The organism is Actinotignum sanguinis, from assembly GCF_003957255.1.
GTDB lineage: Bacteria > Actinomycetota > Actinomycetes > Actinomycetales > Actinomycetaceae > Actinotignum > Actinotignum sanguinis.
The window spans coordinates 1-17,921 of sequence record NZ_QDIE01000002.1 but is presented as its reverse complement, the minus strand read 5'-3'; the positions used below and the strand labels follow the sequence as shown (position 1 = coordinate 17,921).

The following is a 17,921-nucleotide window of genomic DNA, read 5'->3' as shown; positions in this document are numbered from 1 at the left end:
TGATTATATAACTCGACGGAAGGATCTTATGATGAATGCCTATATTTCTGGAAAGATTGCGGCGGGAGCGGCGATCCTGGGTGCTTTCCTTGGCTATCCGCTTCTCTATATTCACTCCATGGATATGGCACAAGGGGCCCCGGAATTTAGCCTTGCTATTTGGACCTGTACGTGCTTTGGCATGCTCTGGGTTGCGCTCGGCCAGGTTTATCTCCTGGGGGTCTACCAATGGTTCACGCTGCTGGAACAACCCCGGCGCTCCGCTCCCGCATGGCTGCGCCCGACGATGCAGGCGATCCCGGTGGGTGCTGCTGCGCTGGGAGCTATTCTCTTGGTCTTCCTCATTATTAAAAATGCCGGGCACCCGAGCGTTCTGATTCTTATGGCTGCCCTGTGGGTTCTCAGCCTGGGTGCCAGTGCGGTAGCACGGCTCATGTCCGGCTACCTTACGCGCCGCACAGCTTAGGCCCACTGGCTTTCGTAGAGGCGGGCATAGGAGCCGCCGGCTGCCAGCAATTCCTCGTGGGTACCACTTTCCACCACGTCTCCGGCTTCCATGACCAGGATCGTGGTGGCATTGCGGACGGTGGAGAGGCGGTGGGCAATGATGAAAGAGGTACGCCCTTCGCGCAGCCGCTCCATGGCATCCTGGATAAGCGCCTCGGTGCGGGTATCCACCGAACTGGTGGCCTCATCCAGAATCAGCACATCGGGATTGGCTAGGTACGCTCGCGCAATGGTGATGAGCTGCTTCTCCCCGGCGGATACATTCTCGCCCTCATCGCCAATATGGGTATCGAAACCGTGGGGGAGAGTCTCGAGAAGATCATCGATACCCAGGGCGGCCGCGGCGGCAATGGCGTCGTCGCGCGTCGCCTTTTCCTTTCCGAAAGCAATATTTTCCCAGACGGTGCCGTCAAACAGCCAGGTGTCTTGCAGGACCATCCCGAAATGTTCCCGCAAAGATTCCTTGGTAAAAGAATCGATGGGCGCACCGTCCACGGTAATCGCCCCGCCATCTACCTCGTAAAAACGCATAAGCAAATTGACGAGCGTGGTTTTCCCGGCGTCGGTGGGCCCCACAATAGCCACCGAATGCCCCGGCTCCACCCGCAGTGAGAGGTCGCGGATCACCGGAGTATCCGGTTCGTAAGCAAAACGTACATGCGAAAACTCGATAGTGCCACGCCGCGCTTCGGGAGCCACCACCTCGCGATAGCTCGAAGTGGCATCCGGCTCCATTTCTTCCTGGGCGAGGTAATCGAAAATCCGCTCCGCGGAGGCCGCCGCGGATTGGATGAGATTCGCGGTAGATGCTAGAGACTGGAGCGGATGGGAAAGCTGGCGGGTGTATTGCATCATCGCCTGCAGTCCGCCAATTGTCATCGTGCCGGCCATCGCCTGAATACTCCCCAGGAGCGTGACGATAGCGAAGGAACCGTTCTGTACCAGCATCATGAGCGGCTGGGACATTTGCGCAATCGCCTGGGCACGGAAGGACGCATCGTATAGCTCGCCATTCGCGGCATCAAACTGGCGCTGGAATTCATCTTCCAGGCCGTAGGCAGCCACCACATCCAGCCCGGTGAAGCTCTCCTCCACCACGGCGGATACCTCACCCGTGAGCCGCCACTGGTCGCGGAAATACGGGCGGGAGCGGCGTAGGAGCAGCAGAATGCCGATAATCCCCACCGGGATCACCACAAGCGAGGCAAGGGCTACCGACCAGGACAAATAGACCATGACCGCCACGATCCCGATGATCTGGTATATCGCGGAGAGCACTTCGGACAGGGTTTGCAGCAGGGACTGCGTCACGTTATCGACGTCGTTCGTGACCCGCGAGAGCACGTCCCCGCGCTGCTGTTTATCCAGCACGGACAGCGGCATCCGATCAATTTTCTGCTGGCAATCCCGCCGCATCTCATAGCCGAGATCCTGAATAATGAGGCGAATGATATAGCCGAACCAGAAACGCAGCAGCGCCGAGAGAATATAACATCCGGCCGCCAGGCTCAGCACCCGCGCCAGCTCCGAGAAATCCACCCCGCCCGCGCGAATCCCGTCGACCACCACGTTGGTGCCCTGCCCGAGGAGGAAGGGCGCGGCCACCACAGCCGCGGTCGCGATAAGCGAGAGCAGCAGCACCGCCAGGATCCGCCCAACATAATGGCGCAGGTAGTGGCGAATAAGGGTGAGGAGCGCCCCGCGGATATCGCGGGCTTCGTCAATATTTCCGGCACCTCTCATGCTCGCGCCTCCTCATTCGTTGCGGTCGCGGTGCCGTTCGTTTCCGCGCCGTCCGCTTCTGTATCGCGTACCGCGCCGCCTTCCGGATCGCGCTCCTGGGAGCGCACGATGGAGCGGTACATCTCATTTGTTTCCATAAGTTCGGCGTGCGTTCCACACCCCACCACCTCGCCGCAATCCAGAACGACGACGCAATCGGCGCTGCGGGTCGTCGAAATACGTTGGGCGATAATGACCACCGCCGCATCTCGGATCCGCTCCTTGAGGTTCGCCCGCACCCGCGCATCGGTGGCGTAGTCGAGGGCGGAGAAAGAATCATCAAAAACCACCAGGTCCGCTCCGGCCCGCCCGGAGCTATCGGGGAGGGCGCGGTAAAGAGCCCGCGCGATGGTCAGGCGCTGGCGCTGCCCGCCGGAAAGATTGGTTCCCCCGGTTTCTACCGGCATCTCCAGCCCGCCCCCGGCTTGCACAAAATCCCAGGCCTGGGCGCAGCGCAGTGCATCGATCACTCGCTCCTGGTCAATATCGCGGGTGGATCCAGCCACATTGCTGACCACGGTTCCGCTGAACAGGAAAGCGCGCTGGGGCACAATGGCTACTCGGCGGCGGAAATCAGCGAGTCGGATATCACGCACATCTACGTCGCCGGCCCCGGTGCTAGCTTCCACGGTGTAGCGCCCCGTGCTCACATCCACGAGGCGGGGCAGTATTTTGACCAGCGATGATTTGCCCGAGCCCGAGGCGCCGATAATCGCCGTCGTCGTTCCAGGTCTGAACGTTATAGAAATTCCGCGCAAGGCCGGTTCATCCGCATCCGCGTAGGTGAGGGAAATATCGCGCAAGCTGAAAGTGAGCGGCCCGGGCGGCATCTCCTGCGCATCCGGCGCGTCCGCAATGGAGGGGACGGTGCTATTGACCTCGATCACGCGCTCGGCGGACACATTACCGCGCGGAACCACCATAATAATCATGCCGAGCATCATGACCGCGCCCAGAATCATCATGAGGTAGGTGATAAAAGCCGCCAGCGCCCCCACCGGCATGGAACCTCCGACAATTCGATGCCCGCCAATCCAGACGATAAGCGCGGAGGCCAGCCCGATGACCGCGCTCATAGCCGGCAGCAGCGCGGACCAAATCGTGCCGATCTGGAGCATAATCGAACGGAAATTACGATTGTGGCCCTCGAATTCCCCCGCCATCGCATCTTCGCGGCGGAAAGCCCGAATCACCCGGACCCCGGACAGCTGCGAGCGCAGCGCATCGTTAATCGCATCCACACGCCGCTGCAGGGTTTCGTAGCGTTTGGCGAGCATAGCGGTACATATCAGAATAATTGCGGTGAGCACCGGAATAATCACAAGAAGGGTGAGAGAAAGTACCACATCCTGCCCGATGGCCATGAGCACCCCGCCCACTCCCATAATCGGGGCCGTCACCATAATAGTGAGGGACATGAGGGTGACCATTTGGATTTGGTTGACGTCGTTCGTGGTACGAGTCACGAGGGTGGAGGCCCCGAAGCGCTGCTGGTCCGCGGGGGAGAAGCGCTGCACGTGCGCGAAAGTTTCGCGGCGCAGCTCCCGGCCCAGATGGGTGGACACCAGCGCCCCGTAATAGATCGCCCCGATAGCGCAGAGCACCTGCGCGAGGGTAAAGAGGAGCATGAGTAGCCCGCGCGACCAGATATAGGAGCTATTGCCTTCCAGGATGCCGTAATCGATAACGTTCGCGCCCAGCGCGGGGAGGGTGAGCCCGAGGAGCACCTGCGCGATCTGCAACACAGCAATCGCGAAGAGCTGGAATTTGCGGTCGCGTAGATGCCTCCACGCCAGTCGATAAACGGTCAATCACTCGCCTCCATATAGGTGTGGCGGCCCGAAAGCTCGCTGTGCGAAAATAGCTCGCCGCGTGAGAAGGGACCGCCACACTATGCTACGTGTGAGAGCACAGATGCTCAAACACTATTCAATTAGTTACGACGACGCCGGGCCTGCACCGCTGCCAGTGCAGCGCCCGAGCGCCGTAGCTTGGCGCGCCGGGGATATTGGCTATGCCAGCGATGCAGGCCCGCCCGGGTAGCTTTACTCCGGTTTACTCCGGATCGTTATCGGGCACCGGTTCGGCTGCGGCCGGGTTATGCAGATCGTACTTCTCGATTGCCTGGCGGACAACCGAGCGGTCGATCTTGCCGGCCTTGGCCAGCGCGTACAGGGCCCGCACCACCATCGTGGCATCATCGATCTTGAAGTAACGCCGAGCGGCCGGGCGGGTATCGGAAATACCAATCCCGTTGGCGCCGAGCGTCTCATAATCACCCGGGATCCATTCGCGGATGGAATCTTGAACCTGGTGCTCGAAATCGGAGGTGGCGATGAAGGGGCCTTCTTCGCCTTCCAGCTTCGCGGTCACATAGGCCTTGCGCGGTTCTTCCTCCGGGTGGAGGTAGTTGTATTCATTGGTGGCCAAGCCATCCTTGCGCAGCTCATACCAGGAAGTCACGGAGTAGACGGTGGCATCCACGCCCCAGTCATCGCGCAGCATACGTTTGGCTTCGCGAGCCCAGCGCACCCCCACGCCCGAGGAAAGCAGGTTGACGCGCGGGCCGCCCTGACCATCGGCTTCATCGAGCTTGTAGATACCGCGGATAATGCCATCCACATCCACATTCTCCGGTTCGGCCGGCTGGTGGATGGGTTCGTTGTAGACCGTGAGGTAGTACATGACGTTCTGCTCACGCCCGTCCGAGCCATCCCCGTACATGCGCGTAAGGCCATCCTTGAAAATATGGCCGAGTTCGTAAGCGTAGGCCGCATCGTAAATAACCATGCCCGGGTTGGTGGAGGCGAGCACGGGGGAGTGCCCGTCCATATGCTGAGAGCCTTCACCCGTGAGGGTGGTGCGCCCGGCGGTGCCACCAATAATGAAACCGCGTGCCAGCTGGTCGTAGGCCGCCCAGAACTGATCCCCGGTGCGCTGGAATCCAAACATCGAGTAGAAGATGTAGAAAGGCACCATCGGGGTGTTATGGGTGGCATACGAGGTTCCGGCCGCCGCGAAAGCGGAGAGGGAACCGGCTTCGGTAATACCGGTGTGGAGCAGCTGGCCCTGGGTGGATTCCTTGTAGGAAAGCAGCATATCGTGATCCACCGCGGTGTACTGCTGGCCCTGGGTATTGAAGATCTTGGCCGAGGGGAACATGGAATCCATGCCGAAGGTACGCGCTTCGTCCGGGACGATAGGTACCATGCGGAAGCCGAATTCCTTATCGCGCATAATGTCCTTGAGCAGGCGCACCAGGGCCATAGTGGTGGCCACCTTCTGCTTGCCCGAGCCCTTCTTCATGGACTGGAAAGGCTTATCGGCCGGCAGGGCGATCCCACCCTGGTGGGTGCGGCGCTGGGGCAGGTAGCCACCCAGAGCTTCGCGCCGTTCACGCATATGCTTCATCGCCGGGTGATCTTCAGCCGGCTTGTAGTAGGGCGCGTTATAGGGATCTTCCAGCTGGGAATCATCAATGGGGATGCGCAGGGTATCGCGCAGCAGCTTGAGATCGTTGCTGTTGAGCTTCTTCATCTGGTGGGTGGCATTGCGCCCGGCGAAATTGGAGCCGAGGTCATAACCCTTGACCGTTTGCGCCAGAATCACGGTGGGCTGGCCCTTATGGGCGAGGGCAGCCCGGTAGGCAGCGTAAATCTTGTGATGATCATGGCCACCGCGGCGCAGCGCCCAAATCTCATCATCGGACCAATCTTCCACCATGGCCTTTGTGCGCGGGTCACGCCCGAAGAAGTTATTGCGCACATAAGAACCATCGTTTGCCTTGAAGCCCTGGTAGTCCCCATCCGGGGTGGACGTCATGAGATCCACGAGGGCGTGGTCTTTATCCTGGGCGAGGAGCTTATCCCAGCCCGAGCCCCACAGCACCTTAATGACATTCCAGCCCGCGCCCTTAAAGAAGGACTCGAGTTCCTGAACGATATTGCCGTTGCCGCGCACCGGCCCGTCCAGGCGCTGGAGGTTGCAATTGACCACCCAGGTGAGATTATCGAGCTTCTGGGAGGCGGCCAGCTGGAGCATCCCGCGCGATTCGGGTTCGTCCATTTCGCCATCGCCCAGGAAAGCCCAGACGTGCGAATCAGAGGTGTCCTTAATGCCGCGTTCGTTCAGATAGCGATTGAACCATGCCTGGTAGATGGAATTCGTAGCACCGATACCCAGGGACACGGTGGGGAACTGCCAGAAGTCCGGCATCTGGTGGGGATGCGGGTAGGAAGGCAGACCGCGCCCGCCGGAAATGCGGGAGGCTTCCTGGCGGAAAGAATCCAGGTCAGCTTCCGTCAGGCGCCCTTCCAGATAGGCGCGGGCGTAATTACCGGGGGAGGAGTGGCCCTGGAAGAAGATTTGATCCCCGCCGCCGGGAGCATCCGGACCGCGGAAGAAGTGGTTGAAGCCCACTTCATAGAGGGTGGCCTGGGCGGCGTAGGAAGAAATATGCCCACCAACCCCCACGCCGGGACGCTGGGCGCGCGTTACCATCACGGCCGCGTTCCACCGGGTCCAGCTGCGGAACTGATGTTCGAGTTCCTCTTCTTCCGCGGTGCCCGGGTAGGGAGGTTCTTCTTCAGCCGGAATCGTATTGATATAGGGCGTGACGAGATCAGGGGAGACCGAAACTCCCTTGGCGCGCGCGTGTTCATCCACGCTGGCGAGGATAAACCGCGCCCGATCCGCACCATTTGTTTCAATCAGATCATCCACGGACGCTAGCCATTCGCGGGTTTCTTCCGGATCAACATCCGGGATCTGGCTGAGCTGGCCGGATACCATGCGAGCATCAGAATCTTGTGAAGCCACGGAATCTCCTCCATTGCTTGAGTGGTCATGTTTCTTAGGGACGTGTCAAGGCTACCCGTTCGCGGCTTTAGTCCCAGAGCGGCTGTGGTACCTCTTACACATGCACTCTTATAGTACCGCGTTGTTGAGAGCCATCGCACAGGCATGAGGGGAATTAAGCTGAGCGATGGACGGGGCGCGCGGCGAGTGGGTTTCGCGGCGCCCGGATACCGGGCGGCGCGCGTCGTCGTACCGGAATGATCACCAAAATCACGAGGCACGCGGCTGAGATTAACTTGAAAAAACGGCGGCGATCAGATGAGCTTAAGCCATGAGTTCGTTTGGTTTCCAGAAAGGGAACATCATCCAAGAATTTGGCTACGACGACGACGTAGCCACCCAGGTCCGCGCGCAGATCGAAGAAACTATCGGAAGCGAGCTGCTGGACGAAGATTCGCGCGATATCGTGGACGGCGCCATCGCCTGGTGGCGTGCAGACGATGGCAACGTCGATGACCTCGCCGATTTGCTCCTGGATATCAAGGCTAATTTCGACGACGAAAATGCTATCTGCTGGCTCTTCGTGCCCACCGGGCGGGTGTCGAATGCGGTACCGCATAACGATATTGAAGAGGCTGCCGATACCGCGGGGATGCAACCAACCACATCCGTGGCCCTCGGTGAATCCTGGACGGGCGTGCGCCTGACCAATAAGGGCCTGCGCTACTAGTCTCCTCACCTCGCCCAAGGACTGGGCGGTCGGTATTTTGGTGAGAAGGTGCGCGCGGGCCGCGCATCGGGTAGGATCATCCGAGTGCGCAGCGCGCGGGCCCGTAGCTCAGTTGGTCAGAGCACCTGGTTTACACCCAGGGTGTCATCGGTTCGAATCCGGTCGGGCCCACTCTTTATACCGCCTATGCACTTCATTGCGTGCCGGTGGCGCTACCACTCTTCATGCGTACGCGCATCCCAAACGTGCAGGTCACCGGTATCCAATGCGGCTAAATCCCGCATATCCGATTCATCCAGGGTGAAGCTGAAGAGATCAGCATTCGCCCGCCAGCGCTCGCGGCGGGACGACGACGGAATCACCACAATGCCCTGCTGGACACACCAGCGCAGCACAATCTGGCCCGCACTTACCCCGTGCTTGGCAGCCAGGCGCCCCACCACAATCTGATCCAGCAGCTTCTCCGGGCCGCCCAGCGGGCGCCACGCTTGGGTGACAATGCCGTGGCGCTTATGGAAGGCGCGCAGATCGGTGCGCGGGAGGGCAACCGAGAGCTGGATCTGGTTGAGTACCGGCCACACCCCGGTAGCCTCATGCAGGCGCGTGAGATGTTCCGGCAAGAAATTAGAGACCCCCACGTGGCGCACCAGGCCCTCGGCCTGGGCGGCAAGCATTTCTTCCCAGGTTTCCACGTACAGGCCGCGGGAAGGATTGGGCCAGTGGATGAGGAGGGCATCGAGGTAATCCGTGTCGAGGCGGCGCAAGGAATCTTCGATGCTGCGCCGGGTATAGCGTTTCCCCTGTTCCGCGCCGGCCACTTTCGAAGTGATAAAGACCTCCGCGCGCGCCACCCCGGAGCGTTTCACCGCTTCCCCCACGGCTGTTTCATTGGCGTACTGCTGGGCGGTATCGATGAGGCGGTAGCCATCGGCGATGATGCGGCCCAGGGTGGTGGCAAGTTCGTTTCCCTTGGCTAGCAGGGAGCCGATCCCAACGAGGGGAATCTGCCCGCCATCGGCAAGGGGAACGGTGGGAATATTGCATGCGGTCATGCCCCTCAGCCTATCAATGTGACCGATGTCATGTCTATTCGAGTTTTTCCTACGGGCTCAGGGCTTGCGGCGGGTGCGCGGTGAGGTGAAAACGGTAAAAAAGTACTCAATTTTCGGTTATGTCGCAGGCCCTTGTTACCCTGGAAAACGGATGGCAGGGCTGAAAAGTGCCCCTGCTGTGCTTGGAAAAGCCGGGGATGTGCGCCCGTCGCGCTGCCCCGGACGGACGCACGCGCGCGCCTAGAGAAAGGAGGGAACGGCCGCGATAGCGGGGTCAGACGGTCCCGTTTTTCGAGAAGGAGTACCACGTGACTGACCTACCCCATAAGGGTAACCAGACTGACACCACCCGCACCGCCCAGCCCGGGCCCGAGGCAAGCTCGGATACCACCCACCGTTGACCTACCCACCCACGCGCAGATAGCCGCGCAGGTCCCCGAAAACGTCGAGAATCCAAAAAAGTATATTAAAGAACACAAAGAAGCCCTGCGCCGCGACCGGCGCGCCCGCGCTATGCACTCCTTTATGGGCCAACCGAAGGGCCTGTATTCCCTCTTTGGCCTGGAACTCTGGGAGCGTTTCTCCTATCTGGGCTTCCAAGCCATTCTGGTCCTCTACTTCACCGATGCCATTGCCAACGGCGGGCTCGGTTACGCGGAAGACGTGGGGTCCTCCATTGTGGCCGCTTACGGAGCCCTCGTTTACCTACTTTCTATTGTGGGTGCCTGGGTTGCGGATCGGATTTCCGGCACCTATCGCGCGGTGCTCTGGGGCGGCATTGTTATTGCCGCGGGCCATATTGCCATGGGTATCCCCACCGAATTCTTCACCTGGGTGGGCCTGGGCCTCATCGTGGTGGGAACCGGGCTCCTCAAACCGAATGTCTCCACCATGGTGGGTGAACTCTACGCACCCGGGGATAGCCGCCGCGATGCTGGTTTCTCCATCTACTACGCCGGTATTAATATCGGGGCGTTCCTCGGGCCGCTGGTGGCTGGATTCCTCGGTCAGCGGGTGCATTGGCACGCTGGCTTCGCCTCCGCTGCGGTGGGAATGATCCTTGGCCTCATCGCCTACGTGGCAACCGGTAAAAACCTATCCGGGCGCGCCAAGGCGCATCGCATTCGTGCCAGTTTCGTGGCGGACCGTTCTTTCTGGATGCTCGTGGGGCTCGTCGGGGGAGTAGTCGCGGTGGCCGCGCTTTTCGCCGTACTCTCATCAGCCACACTCAGCGACGTCGTCAACGGTATTTCTGTTATCACCTGGATCGTGCCGGTTTTCTTCTTCCTGTGGATGTACCGCTCTCCGAAAGTCAGCCAGGTAGAACGGCGTAATCTTATCCCCTATGCGCTGTTGCTCATCGCCCTGATTCTCTACAATCTGCTCTATTTCCAAACCGGTAATACCCTCAACCTCGTGGCCCTCAACGCCACCGATAACACCATCGGTTCCCTGAGCTATCCCTCCTCCTATTACATTTCCCTCACCGCTATCGTGGAAATCATCATGGGGCCGGTGCTCGCCTGGATCTGGCTCAAGTTAGGTAAGCGCCAACCGCACGTGGCCGCGAAAGTGGGGCTGGGCGCGGTGCTCGGCGGTATCGCCTTCGTGACCGTGTCGCTCGCGGGCATCGTGACACCGCGCGGTACTCTCCTCATGCCGCTGTGGCTGGTGGGATGCTATATCTTCCTCGGCCTGGGGGACCTGGTGCTGCAAACCTCGGGCATGTCCGCCACCACCAAACTCGCCCCGCGGGCTTTCGCCTCCCAAACCATGGCCCTCTGGTTCGCGGCCATGGCCTGCGCCCAGGGTATTCAGGCTCAGGTCGTGAAATTCTTCGATTACGAGAACATGGCTGCCTCCATACCCACCTACTTCGGAGTGCAGGGAGCGGTGGTTATTGGTTACGGCGTGCTGCTCATGGCGCTGACTCCGTGGATGCGCTCCCGTATGAAAGTCGTCGCGTAGAACTGGCGGCGCCGTCGTTCATAAACGCGCCCCCGAAAACCGCAGCACGCGCACAGAAGCGAAGAGTGCAGACGCAATAAGCACAGACGCGAAGGAAGGAGAAAAATGGAATACATTACAGATTTTCCCTACGAGACCGAGATTCGCGAGGGATGGATTCCGCTCTCGGACGGTACTCGGCTATGGATGAAAGCCTGGATGCCACGCACGGAAGAAAAAGTGCCGGCCATCCTGGAATATTTGCCCTACCGCAGCGGGGACTGGACCGCGCCGCGCGATCACGAACGCCACCCGTATTACGCCGGGCACGGCTACGCCTCCATCCGGGTGGATATCCGCGGGCACGGCAACTCCGAGGGGATCCCGGGCGATGAATACGATGCGCAGGAACACAAAGACGGCCTGGAAGTGATCGAGTGGATTGCCGCGCAGGATTGGTGCACGGGTAGCGTGGGCATGTTCGGGATTTCCTGGGGTGGCTTCAATTCGCTTCAGCTCGCCTCCTACCAGCCGGAAGCTCTCAAGGCGATTGTGACTACCTGCTCCACCGATGACCGCTACGACAATGACGTGCACTATTTCGGCGGCTCGATGCTCGCGGTGGATATGCACGCCTGGGGCGCCACTATGCTCGCTTTCGAATCGCGGCCACCGGATCCGCGTGCCGTGGGGGAGAACTGGAAGACCATGTGGTTGGAGCGCCTCAATAACATGGAACCGTACGTGGATACCTGGATGAGTCACCAGACCCGCGATGCCTACTGGAAACACGGCTCGGTATGCGAGGACTATTCGAAACTCGATGCGGCGGTGCTCGCGGTGGGCGGCTGGTTCGACCCGTACCGCGATACCGTGCTGCGCCTGGTGGAGAATCTCTCCGCGCTGGGGAAGAACGTGCGCGGGCTGCTCGGGCCGTGGAGTCACCAGTACCCGGACCGCGATCTGCGCCCGGGCCCGCACATCGATTTCCTCGGGGAGACGCTGCGCTGGTGGGATAAGTGGCTCAAAGGCGTGGACAACGACGTGATGGACGAACCGCTGCTACGCACCTGGATCAGCGATCCCATGCGCCCGGCCTCCGTTTATGAAGAGATCGCGGGCCGGTGGGTGGCCGAACGGGCCTGGCCCTCCCCGGATATTGAGCCGCTTCGTTTTGATTTGGGGCAAGCTAATATCTCGCCGGGTGTGGTGCGCGGCGGCAGAATTCTTGTGAAGTCACCGCAAGATATCGGTTCGGATGCCGGGCGCTACTTCCCGTACGGGAACGACGCCGATTTGCCGGTCGATCAGCGCGGCGACGATGGCCGCGCGGTGACCTGTGATTTTTACCTGGGAGAATCGGTCGAGATCCTCGGTAATGCCAGGGTGAGGTTGCGGCTGCGCAACGGCGGGGAACGCGGGCATGTTTATGTGCGCTTGGAAGATGTGGCTCCCGATGGTGCTTCTACCCTCGTCACCCGCGGGAATCTTAACCTGAGTGCCCGCGAGGGGCGTGACCGTATCGTGGAGATGCCCGCAGGAGAGTGGGTGGACGTGGAAATTCCACTCACTGGCATTGGCTATCATTTTGCGGCCGGGCACGCACTGCGGGTGGCGCTTTCCAGTGCCTACTGGCCGTGGATTTGGCCGGCCCGGGAAAATGCCGGAGTGGACGTGGATCTGGGGGCCTCGGCGCTGGTGGTACCCGCACGTCCGATTCGCCCAGGGGGAGAACGTGACGCTTGTGATGATGCGGTGAGCTTCGCCGGGCCCGTTCAGCCCATTGGTTTGGACGTGAAATACCCGGAAGCGGGAGCAGCCGGAGCCCGCCGCCCCGAACGGCTGATTGCCCGTGACATGGTGAAGAAAGAGACGTTTATCCAGGTGGATCCAGCTTACGGGGGCACCCGGGTATATCCGGACGGCCTCCACTACGACGAAGATTCCGTGGAACGCTACTGGATCTCCTGGGATAACCCACTCTCGGCGCGCACCGAAGCCGAATGGAAAACCGGGCTGGCCCGCCCGGATATCGGTTGGGAGGTTCGCGTGGAAGCCGATACCCGGATCCGCTGCGATACCGAGAACTTCTACGTGCAATCGGTGGTCAGCGCTTTCGATCACGAGGAAGAAATCTTCCACAAAGAGTGGACGAGCACCGTAGAGCGTACAGCCTCCTAAGGTAGGGTGAGTCCATGACGTATACAGTGGCGGATATCACCGCGGTCATGGACGAATTATTCCCACCCGCGTGCGCGGAAAGCTGGGATCGGGTCGGCCTGGTGGCCGGCCTGCCCAGCGATGAGGTGCGCAGCGTCGGTTTCGCCGTCGACCCGTGTGAAGCAACCGTGCAAGAAGCCTGCGAACACGGTGCTGACCTCCTCATCACCCACCACCCGCTCTTTTTGCGCGGAACTTCCACCGTGGCGGGAACTTTCGCCAAAGGGCGGTGGATAACGCAGTTGGTGCGCGGGCGAGTCGCGCTTTTCAGTGCCCATACCAATGCGGACGTGGTGGCCTCCACCGTTGCGCTCGCGCGGCTTCTGGGCGTGGAGATCGAGAGGCCGCTGGATCCCGAATCCGGAATCGGCGGGGTGGGGAGCATTGCGCCCGTGCCCTTCGGGAAACTGGTGGAGAAGGTAGCTCAGGTATTACCGCATACCCCGGCCGGGGTGCTCGGGGCGGGTGATCCCGAGCGGGAAGTGCGGCGCCTGGCTATCTGCTCCGGTTCGGGAGATTCACTCTTAGCGGCCGCGAAAGCCGCGGGCGCGGATGCCTATCTCACCGCGGATTTACGCCACCACCCGGCCACCGACCATATCTGGGACGGTGGCTGCGCACTCATCTGCGCCACCCACTGGGCCAGTGAATGGCCGGTGCTCGGTGAGATGGAGGAGCGCCTGCGTGAACATTTCCCGCAGCTGAATACGTATATCTCCGCGATTCCCACGGATGCGTGGAATATCGCGGTGCGTGGCTGAGGCTACCGCGGCTGCGGTGGCGGGGTGGAGGGCTTGCGGTACAGCGGGTGTGCCGCGGCGTCGGTGTGCCGCGGCGTGGTTGTGATGCGGTGCTGGCACCCTGCGCGGGGCGGGCTCTCCCACATAGAATAGGGGAGGCGCGCCGCGCGCCTTTCGTGCGAGTCGAAGGAGATCCACCCGATGAAAGCACCCCGTGCCGATCAACTTATCCTGCTTCAAGTTGCTGATTTGGATGCACAGCTCAACCGCCTCGAGCGGGAGAATACTCAGCATCCGCTGCGGGTATCCCTGGGGAAACTCCTCAATGCGATTGCCGCGCGCGGGCGGGAAAAAGCCGCGGCGGAAACGCAGCTGGAGCAGGCACGGGCAGACTTGGCAGATATTGAAAAAACTAGCGCGGAATTAGCGCGCCAGGTTGCGGACAAAGAAGAAAAATATAATGCCGGAACCGGGCTGACATCTCGCGATCTGCTTGTTTTAGAAGACGAAATGGCAGCTCTGCGGGCTACCCTCGAGGAAACTTCGGACAGAGAATTCACCGCGCTTGAAGCGGTTGAAGGCGGCGAGGAACGGGTGCGGGAACTGGGCGCAGCTATCGATTCACTCCAAGAAAAAGTATTGGCCCAGCGCTCCGAATTAGAAGACGTGGTTGCAGAACTGACCGCCTCCCAAGATAAAATCCGCGCCCACCGCGAGGAGCTTTATGCACCGCTGGCGGCGTCGCTCAAAAAAGTGTACGAACACTCGGTTGCCACCGGCGGCTACGCGGTCATGACCATGACTCCCAATGGTGCCACCGGCGCCGGAATCACACTCTCCCCGGTAGAAGTAGCACAAATCAAGTCCACCCCGGAAGATGATATTTATCTTTCCGAGGATTACGACTGTATTATCGTTCCGGTGGATTACGACGAAGCCTAGGTGGGTTTCCGGCTGCATTGAGGCGCGGAAGGCGCGAGGCTTCGGGAATCACATATGCACCAAAACTCACAGGATTCCGAAAAATCTCAGGTTTCCCACCCGAGGGACTATTCTTTTTCACTCCTGTACTTCCCATGTACAACATATGTAGTACAGCTCGGAAAAACAGCACGTCCCCGCCAGCGCATCGCTAGGCGGGGACGTGTCTAAGTGCGCATTCCGGACCACGAGAGCCACAGAGTGCGCGTAAGGAACACGAAATCAGATTCAATCGTGCTCTCACGCGCACTCCATATTGGAGGCCGGCAGGAGAGCTCACGCCGGCGCTATGCTCCTGGCTGCCCGCGCCGGTTAGGCCGGCGGCTGATAGGAATACGAAGCCATGCGGCTTTTAGCGCGCGGCACGCTTGCGGGAGGCATACGCCACCGCGCCCGTTCCGGCCAGCATAAGCAGCAGAGCCGAACCGGCCACACCGGTACTTTCCGCACCGGTGCTCGGCAGCTGCGCCGCGGGCGCGGCGTGCTTGGCAACCGACTGCTTAGCGCGGGCTGCCGGGGCTACCGGAGCGGAAGGATCGGCGTGCTTGCCGCCCGGTGCCGGGGCATTCGGTGCGGGCGTTTCCGGTGCCGGCGCGCTCGGAGTAGCAGCCCCGGTGCTGGGTTGCTCACCCGCACCCGGCGTCTCGCCTGCACCCGGCGTCTCGCCCGCACCCGGAGTCTCCGGCTGCTCTGCCGCACATTTCTCCAGGAAAGTACGCAATGCCGCGATACGGGCATCGACCGCCGCCAGATCATCCGTGAGCTGCTTCGCCGCAGCATCCGCCGCCGTGACCTTCTGCGTCGCTTCTTCAAGGGCCGAGCTCGCAGCCGTATCGTGCTCACGGGCCGCCGCGGCATCAGCCTCCGGCTGGGTAGCCGCCGCTGCCAGCTTGTCATAGTCAGCTTGCAGGCCGTCCAGCTTCGCCGCGGCTGCTTCCAGATCCGCAACCTGCTGGCGGGCCTTATCGCGTGCCCCCTCGGCGGCCGTCAGCGCGGCGGAACTCTTGTCCGCTGCCGCCTTCGCCTTCTCAAGTTCCTGGTCGGCAGCGCCCTTCGCGGTCTCAGCCTCCGTCAGGGCTGTTGCCGCTTGGGTGTGCTCCTGCTGGGCTTCTTCGCGCTTCGCCTTGAGTTCGTTCAACTTAGGCACGAACTCATTGATAATCTTCGCGGAGAGGTCTTCCAGCTCCTTGTTCGCCTGCGTGGCTTTCTCCTGTGCGGCGCCGGTTTCCTGCTGGGCTGCCGTCAGCGCCTCATCGGCCGGGCGGGTTGCTTCCGCCGCGGCGGTCTCCGCGGCGGCGAGGGCTGCCTTCGTGGTTTCTACCTGCTGCTGAGCCGCGGTGAGAGCCGCGTCTTTCTCGGCAAGAGCAGCGCGCTTCGCCTTCTCGGTTTCCACCGCGGCCGTCAGCTGCGCGGCGCTTTCCTGCGCGGCCTGCTGATTCGCGGCGTGGGTGGCCTCCAGGCCGGTCTTCTCGGTCTGCGCCGCATCACGCTCCGCTTCTTTGGCGGGAACCTGGGTGGCGAGCTCATCCTTTTCCGCAACCTTGGCGGTATACGCCGCATTCGCCTGCGTGAACGCAGCCTTCTTCGGGGCGGTTTCAGCCTTCTTCGCTTCCCATTCCTGCCGGAACTGCTCCACGTCCTCGTCAGTGTAATTCTTCTTGTCCCCGGCGGCGGCTTCGTACATCTCCTTCGCCTCATCCTCGGCCGCTTGGGCCTCGTTGTAGGCGGTTTCGGCATCATTCTTGGCCTGTTCCAGCCCCGGCAGTGCGGCCTGCACCTCGGCCTGGCGGTTCTGGAGTTCGGTAAGCGCATTCTCAAGATCGCCGAGTTTTTGCGTGGCCTGCGCCAGCTTCGCCTCCGAATCCTTGACATTGCGCTGGGCGGTTTCATCATCGCTGCGCTTGAGCGTCACATCGTTAGCGGCCGCGGTGGCCGCCTGTTGCGCCTCATCCTTCGCGCTCTGAGCGGCGGGAACGGCAGCAACGGCGTCGTCGTGCGCCCGCTGCGCCGCGGCGACCTTTTCGGCTTCCTGCGCGACAACCTGGTCGCGGGCATCCTGAGCTGCGCGTTCCTTGGCCTGCGCAGCCTGCAGATCTGCGTCCGCCTGGTTCTTCTTCGCGGTTACCTCACGCAGCTGTGCGGCGAGCTTCTCGCGTTCAGCGTTTCCGGCAGCCTCGGCAGCCTGCGCCGCCTCCAGCTTTGCGCGGGCATCTTTCTCCGCCTGCGTCTTCGCGGCGAGCTGCGCAGTCTTCTCGTCAAGAACGCGTTGCGCGTCGGCCGCCGCTGCGGCGTCTTTCTCCTTTTGGGCCGACGCCGCAGCTACCTGGCTCTCCGCCTCTTCCAGAGCGGTGCGCGCCGCGGGAATCGCATCTTTCGCCGCCTGCCCTTCCGCCTGGAACGCATCCAGGGCGGCCTTGGCCGTATCGCGGGCCTGTACGGCAGCCTGGGCGGCCTTCTCCGCGGCGTTCAGTTTCGCGGTAGCCGCATCTTTCGCGGCCTGTGCCTCCGTTGCGGCGGCCTGGGCGGCTGTGAGATCTTGCTGTGCAGTTTCCGATTTCTGGAGCAGCGCGTCCCGTTCGGAATTCGCTTGGGCGACAGCGGCCGTTGCTTTCGGGGAATCCGTGCAGGAGCTAAAGGAAGCGCCCGGAGCGGGGGAGTCTGCGGTCGGTTGAGCCTGGGCGGCCACGGTACCCGCCATTGTGAGGGCGAGGGTGGTCACGGTGAGAGTACTGGCGATTCGGGAGATACGCTGCGTCATGGGAATCCTTCGCGAAAGACATTACCTACTAACAGAGAAAACTTGCGAAACGTCGCTGTTTTGACTGTTGATCGGATTCTAAGCAGGTTTAATAATTACGGGCAAGAGATCCTCAAACCCTTAATGATTACGGTGCTTGGGTTAATAGACAAAATTAGTTGCTAATGGCGGCGTGTCGTTAACGTCCGATCTGGCCTTTACGGATGTTTAGACCGTCTTCCCAGGGGTGTTCGGTATCGATATGGGTATCAATCTCGACGGGCTTATCACTAGGCGTACTAACCGGTTCCTTCCTTGGTTGGATCGTGTTTGACACGAAATCAGACATCGGCTGCGTGTTGATCGACCTGGAATAAAGCCAGTAATCCAGGGCGGTGAGCAGGTGAGACTCAGACCAGCCACGGTGG

13 protein-coding genes and 1 tRNA gene are annotated in these 17,921 nt (G+C 61.2%); 8 read left to right on the top strand and 6 right to left on the bottom strand.

Going from position 1 to position 17,921, the window contains the following annotated elements; translation table 11 throughout:
- Positions 1-28: 28 nt before the first annotated feature.
- Positions 29-466 carry a hypothetical protein gene (locus DDD64_RS00705; RefSeq protein ID WP_126134576.1) on the top strand — a complete coding sequence of 146 codons (438 nt, stop codon included), beginning with the start codon at positions 29-31 and terminating at the stop codon, positions 464-466.
- On the opposite strand, the gene DDD64_RS00700 is transcribed toward DDD64_RS00705, so the two are convergent.
- Together DDD64_RS00700 and DDD64_RS00695 are read right to left on the bottom strand one after the other, a co-directional pair.
- Positions 463-2,250: an ABC transporter ATP-binding protein gene (locus DDD64_RS00700; RefSeq protein WP_126134575.1), complete on the bottom strand. Its 1,788-nt coding sequence runs from the start codon at positions 2,248-2,250 to the stop codon at positions 463-465. The two genes, DDD64_RS00705 and DDD64_RS00700, sit on opposite strands and share 4 nt — an antisense overlap.
- On the bottom strand, positions 2,247-4,100 hold the full coding sequence (locus tag DDD64_RS00695; protein ID WP_126134574.1) for an ABC transporter ATP-binding protein: 1,854 nt from the start codon (positions 4,098-4,100) through the stop codon (positions 2,247-2,249). The genes DDD64_RS00700 and DDD64_RS00695 overlap by 4 nt, the downstream gene beginning before the upstream one ends.
- 91 nt (positions 4,101-4,191) lie before the next feature.
- Here DDD64_RS00695 and DDD64_RS08725 point away from each other — a divergent pair, with 91 nt between their 5' ends.
- A complete protein-coding gene (locus DDD64_RS08725) occupies positions 4,192-4,332 on the top strand; it encodes a hypothetical protein (RefSeq protein WP_164545858.1) in 141 nt (46 codons plus the stop codon).
- A 12-nt stretch (positions 4,333-4,344) separates the two neighbouring features.
- Here DDD64_RS08725 and aceE read toward each other — a convergent pair whose 3' ends face one another.
- A complete protein-coding gene (gene aceE / locus DDD64_RS00690) occupies positions 4,345-7,080 on the bottom strand; it encodes a pyruvate dehydrogenase (acetyl-transferring), homodimeric type (protein ID WP_126134672.1) in 2,736 nt (911 codons plus the stop codon).
- Positions 7,081-7,417: 337 nt separating this feature from the next.
- Between aceE and DDD64_RS00685 the strand changes: the two genes are divergently transcribed.
- Together DDD64_RS00685 and DDD64_RS00680 are read left to right on the top strand one after the other, a co-directional pair.
- A complete protein-coding gene (locus DDD64_RS00685) occupies positions 7,418-7,816 on the top strand; it encodes a DUF3052 domain-containing protein (protein ID WP_126134573.1) in 399 nt (132 codons plus the stop codon).
- Positions 7,817-7,913: 97 nt separating this feature from the next.
- Positions 7,914-7,987, top strand: a tRNA-Val gene (locus DDD64_RS00680).
- Between the two features lie 41 nt (positions 7,988-8,028).
- Here the strand turns inward: DDD64_RS00680 and DDD64_RS00675 are convergent.
- Positions 8,029-8,868, bottom strand: coding sequence for an aldo/keto reductase (locus DDD64_RS00675; RefSeq protein ID WP_126134572.1), 840 nt, complete (start codon positions 8,866-8,868; stop codon positions 8,029-8,031).
- 525 nt (positions 8,869-9,393) lie between these two features.
- Here DDD64_RS00675 and DDD64_RS00670 point away from each other — a divergent pair.
- The 4 genes from DDD64_RS00670 to DDD64_RS00655 all read left to right on the top strand — a co-directional run bounded on the left by DDD64_RS00670 (position 9,394) and on the right by DDD64_RS00655 (position 14,717).
- Positions 9,394-10,836 (top strand): peptide MFS transporter, encoded by a 1,443-nt coding sequence (locus DDD64_RS00670; RefSeq protein WP_241227319.1) that lies wholly within the window; start codon positions 9,394-9,396, stop codon positions 10,834-10,836.
- 105 nt (positions 10,837-10,941) lie between these two features.
- Positions 10,942-12,996, top strand: a complete 2,055-nt coding sequence (locus tag DDD64_RS00665; protein WP_126134570.1) for a CocE/NonD family hydrolase — start codon at positions 10,942-10,944, stop codon at positions 12,994-12,996.
- 14 nt (positions 12,997-13,010) lie between these two features.
- The gene (locus DDD64_RS00660; protein WP_126134569.1) at positions 13,011-13,796 is read left to right on the top strand and encodes a Nif3-like dinuclear metal center hexameric protein; all 786 of its coding nucleotides are present in this window, start codon (positions 13,011-13,013) and stop codon (positions 13,794-13,796) included.
- Between the two features lie 180 nt (positions 13,797-13,976).
- A complete protein-coding gene (locus tag DDD64_RS00655; RefSeq protein ID WP_126134568.1) occupies positions 13,977-14,717 on the top strand; it encodes a zinc ribbon domain-containing protein in 741 nt (246 codons plus the stop codon).
- Between the two features lie 391 nt (positions 14,718-15,108).
- Here DDD64_RS00655 and DDD64_RS08720 read toward each other — a convergent pair whose 3' ends face one another.
- Both DDD64_RS08720 and DDD64_RS08885 read right to left on the bottom strand, forming a co-directional pair.
- Positions 15,109-17,514 carry a coiled-coil domain-containing protein gene (locus DDD64_RS08720; RefSeq protein WP_164545857.1) on the bottom strand — a complete coding sequence of 802 codons (2,406 nt, stop codon included), beginning with the start codon at positions 17,512-17,514 and terminating at the stop codon, positions 15,109-15,111.
- 178 nt (positions 17,515-17,692) lie between these two features.
- Positions 17,693-17,921 (bottom strand): hypothetical protein (locus tag DDD64_RS08885; RefSeq protein ID WP_206435358.1); only part of this gene is annotated, 229 nt, incomplete at its 5' end.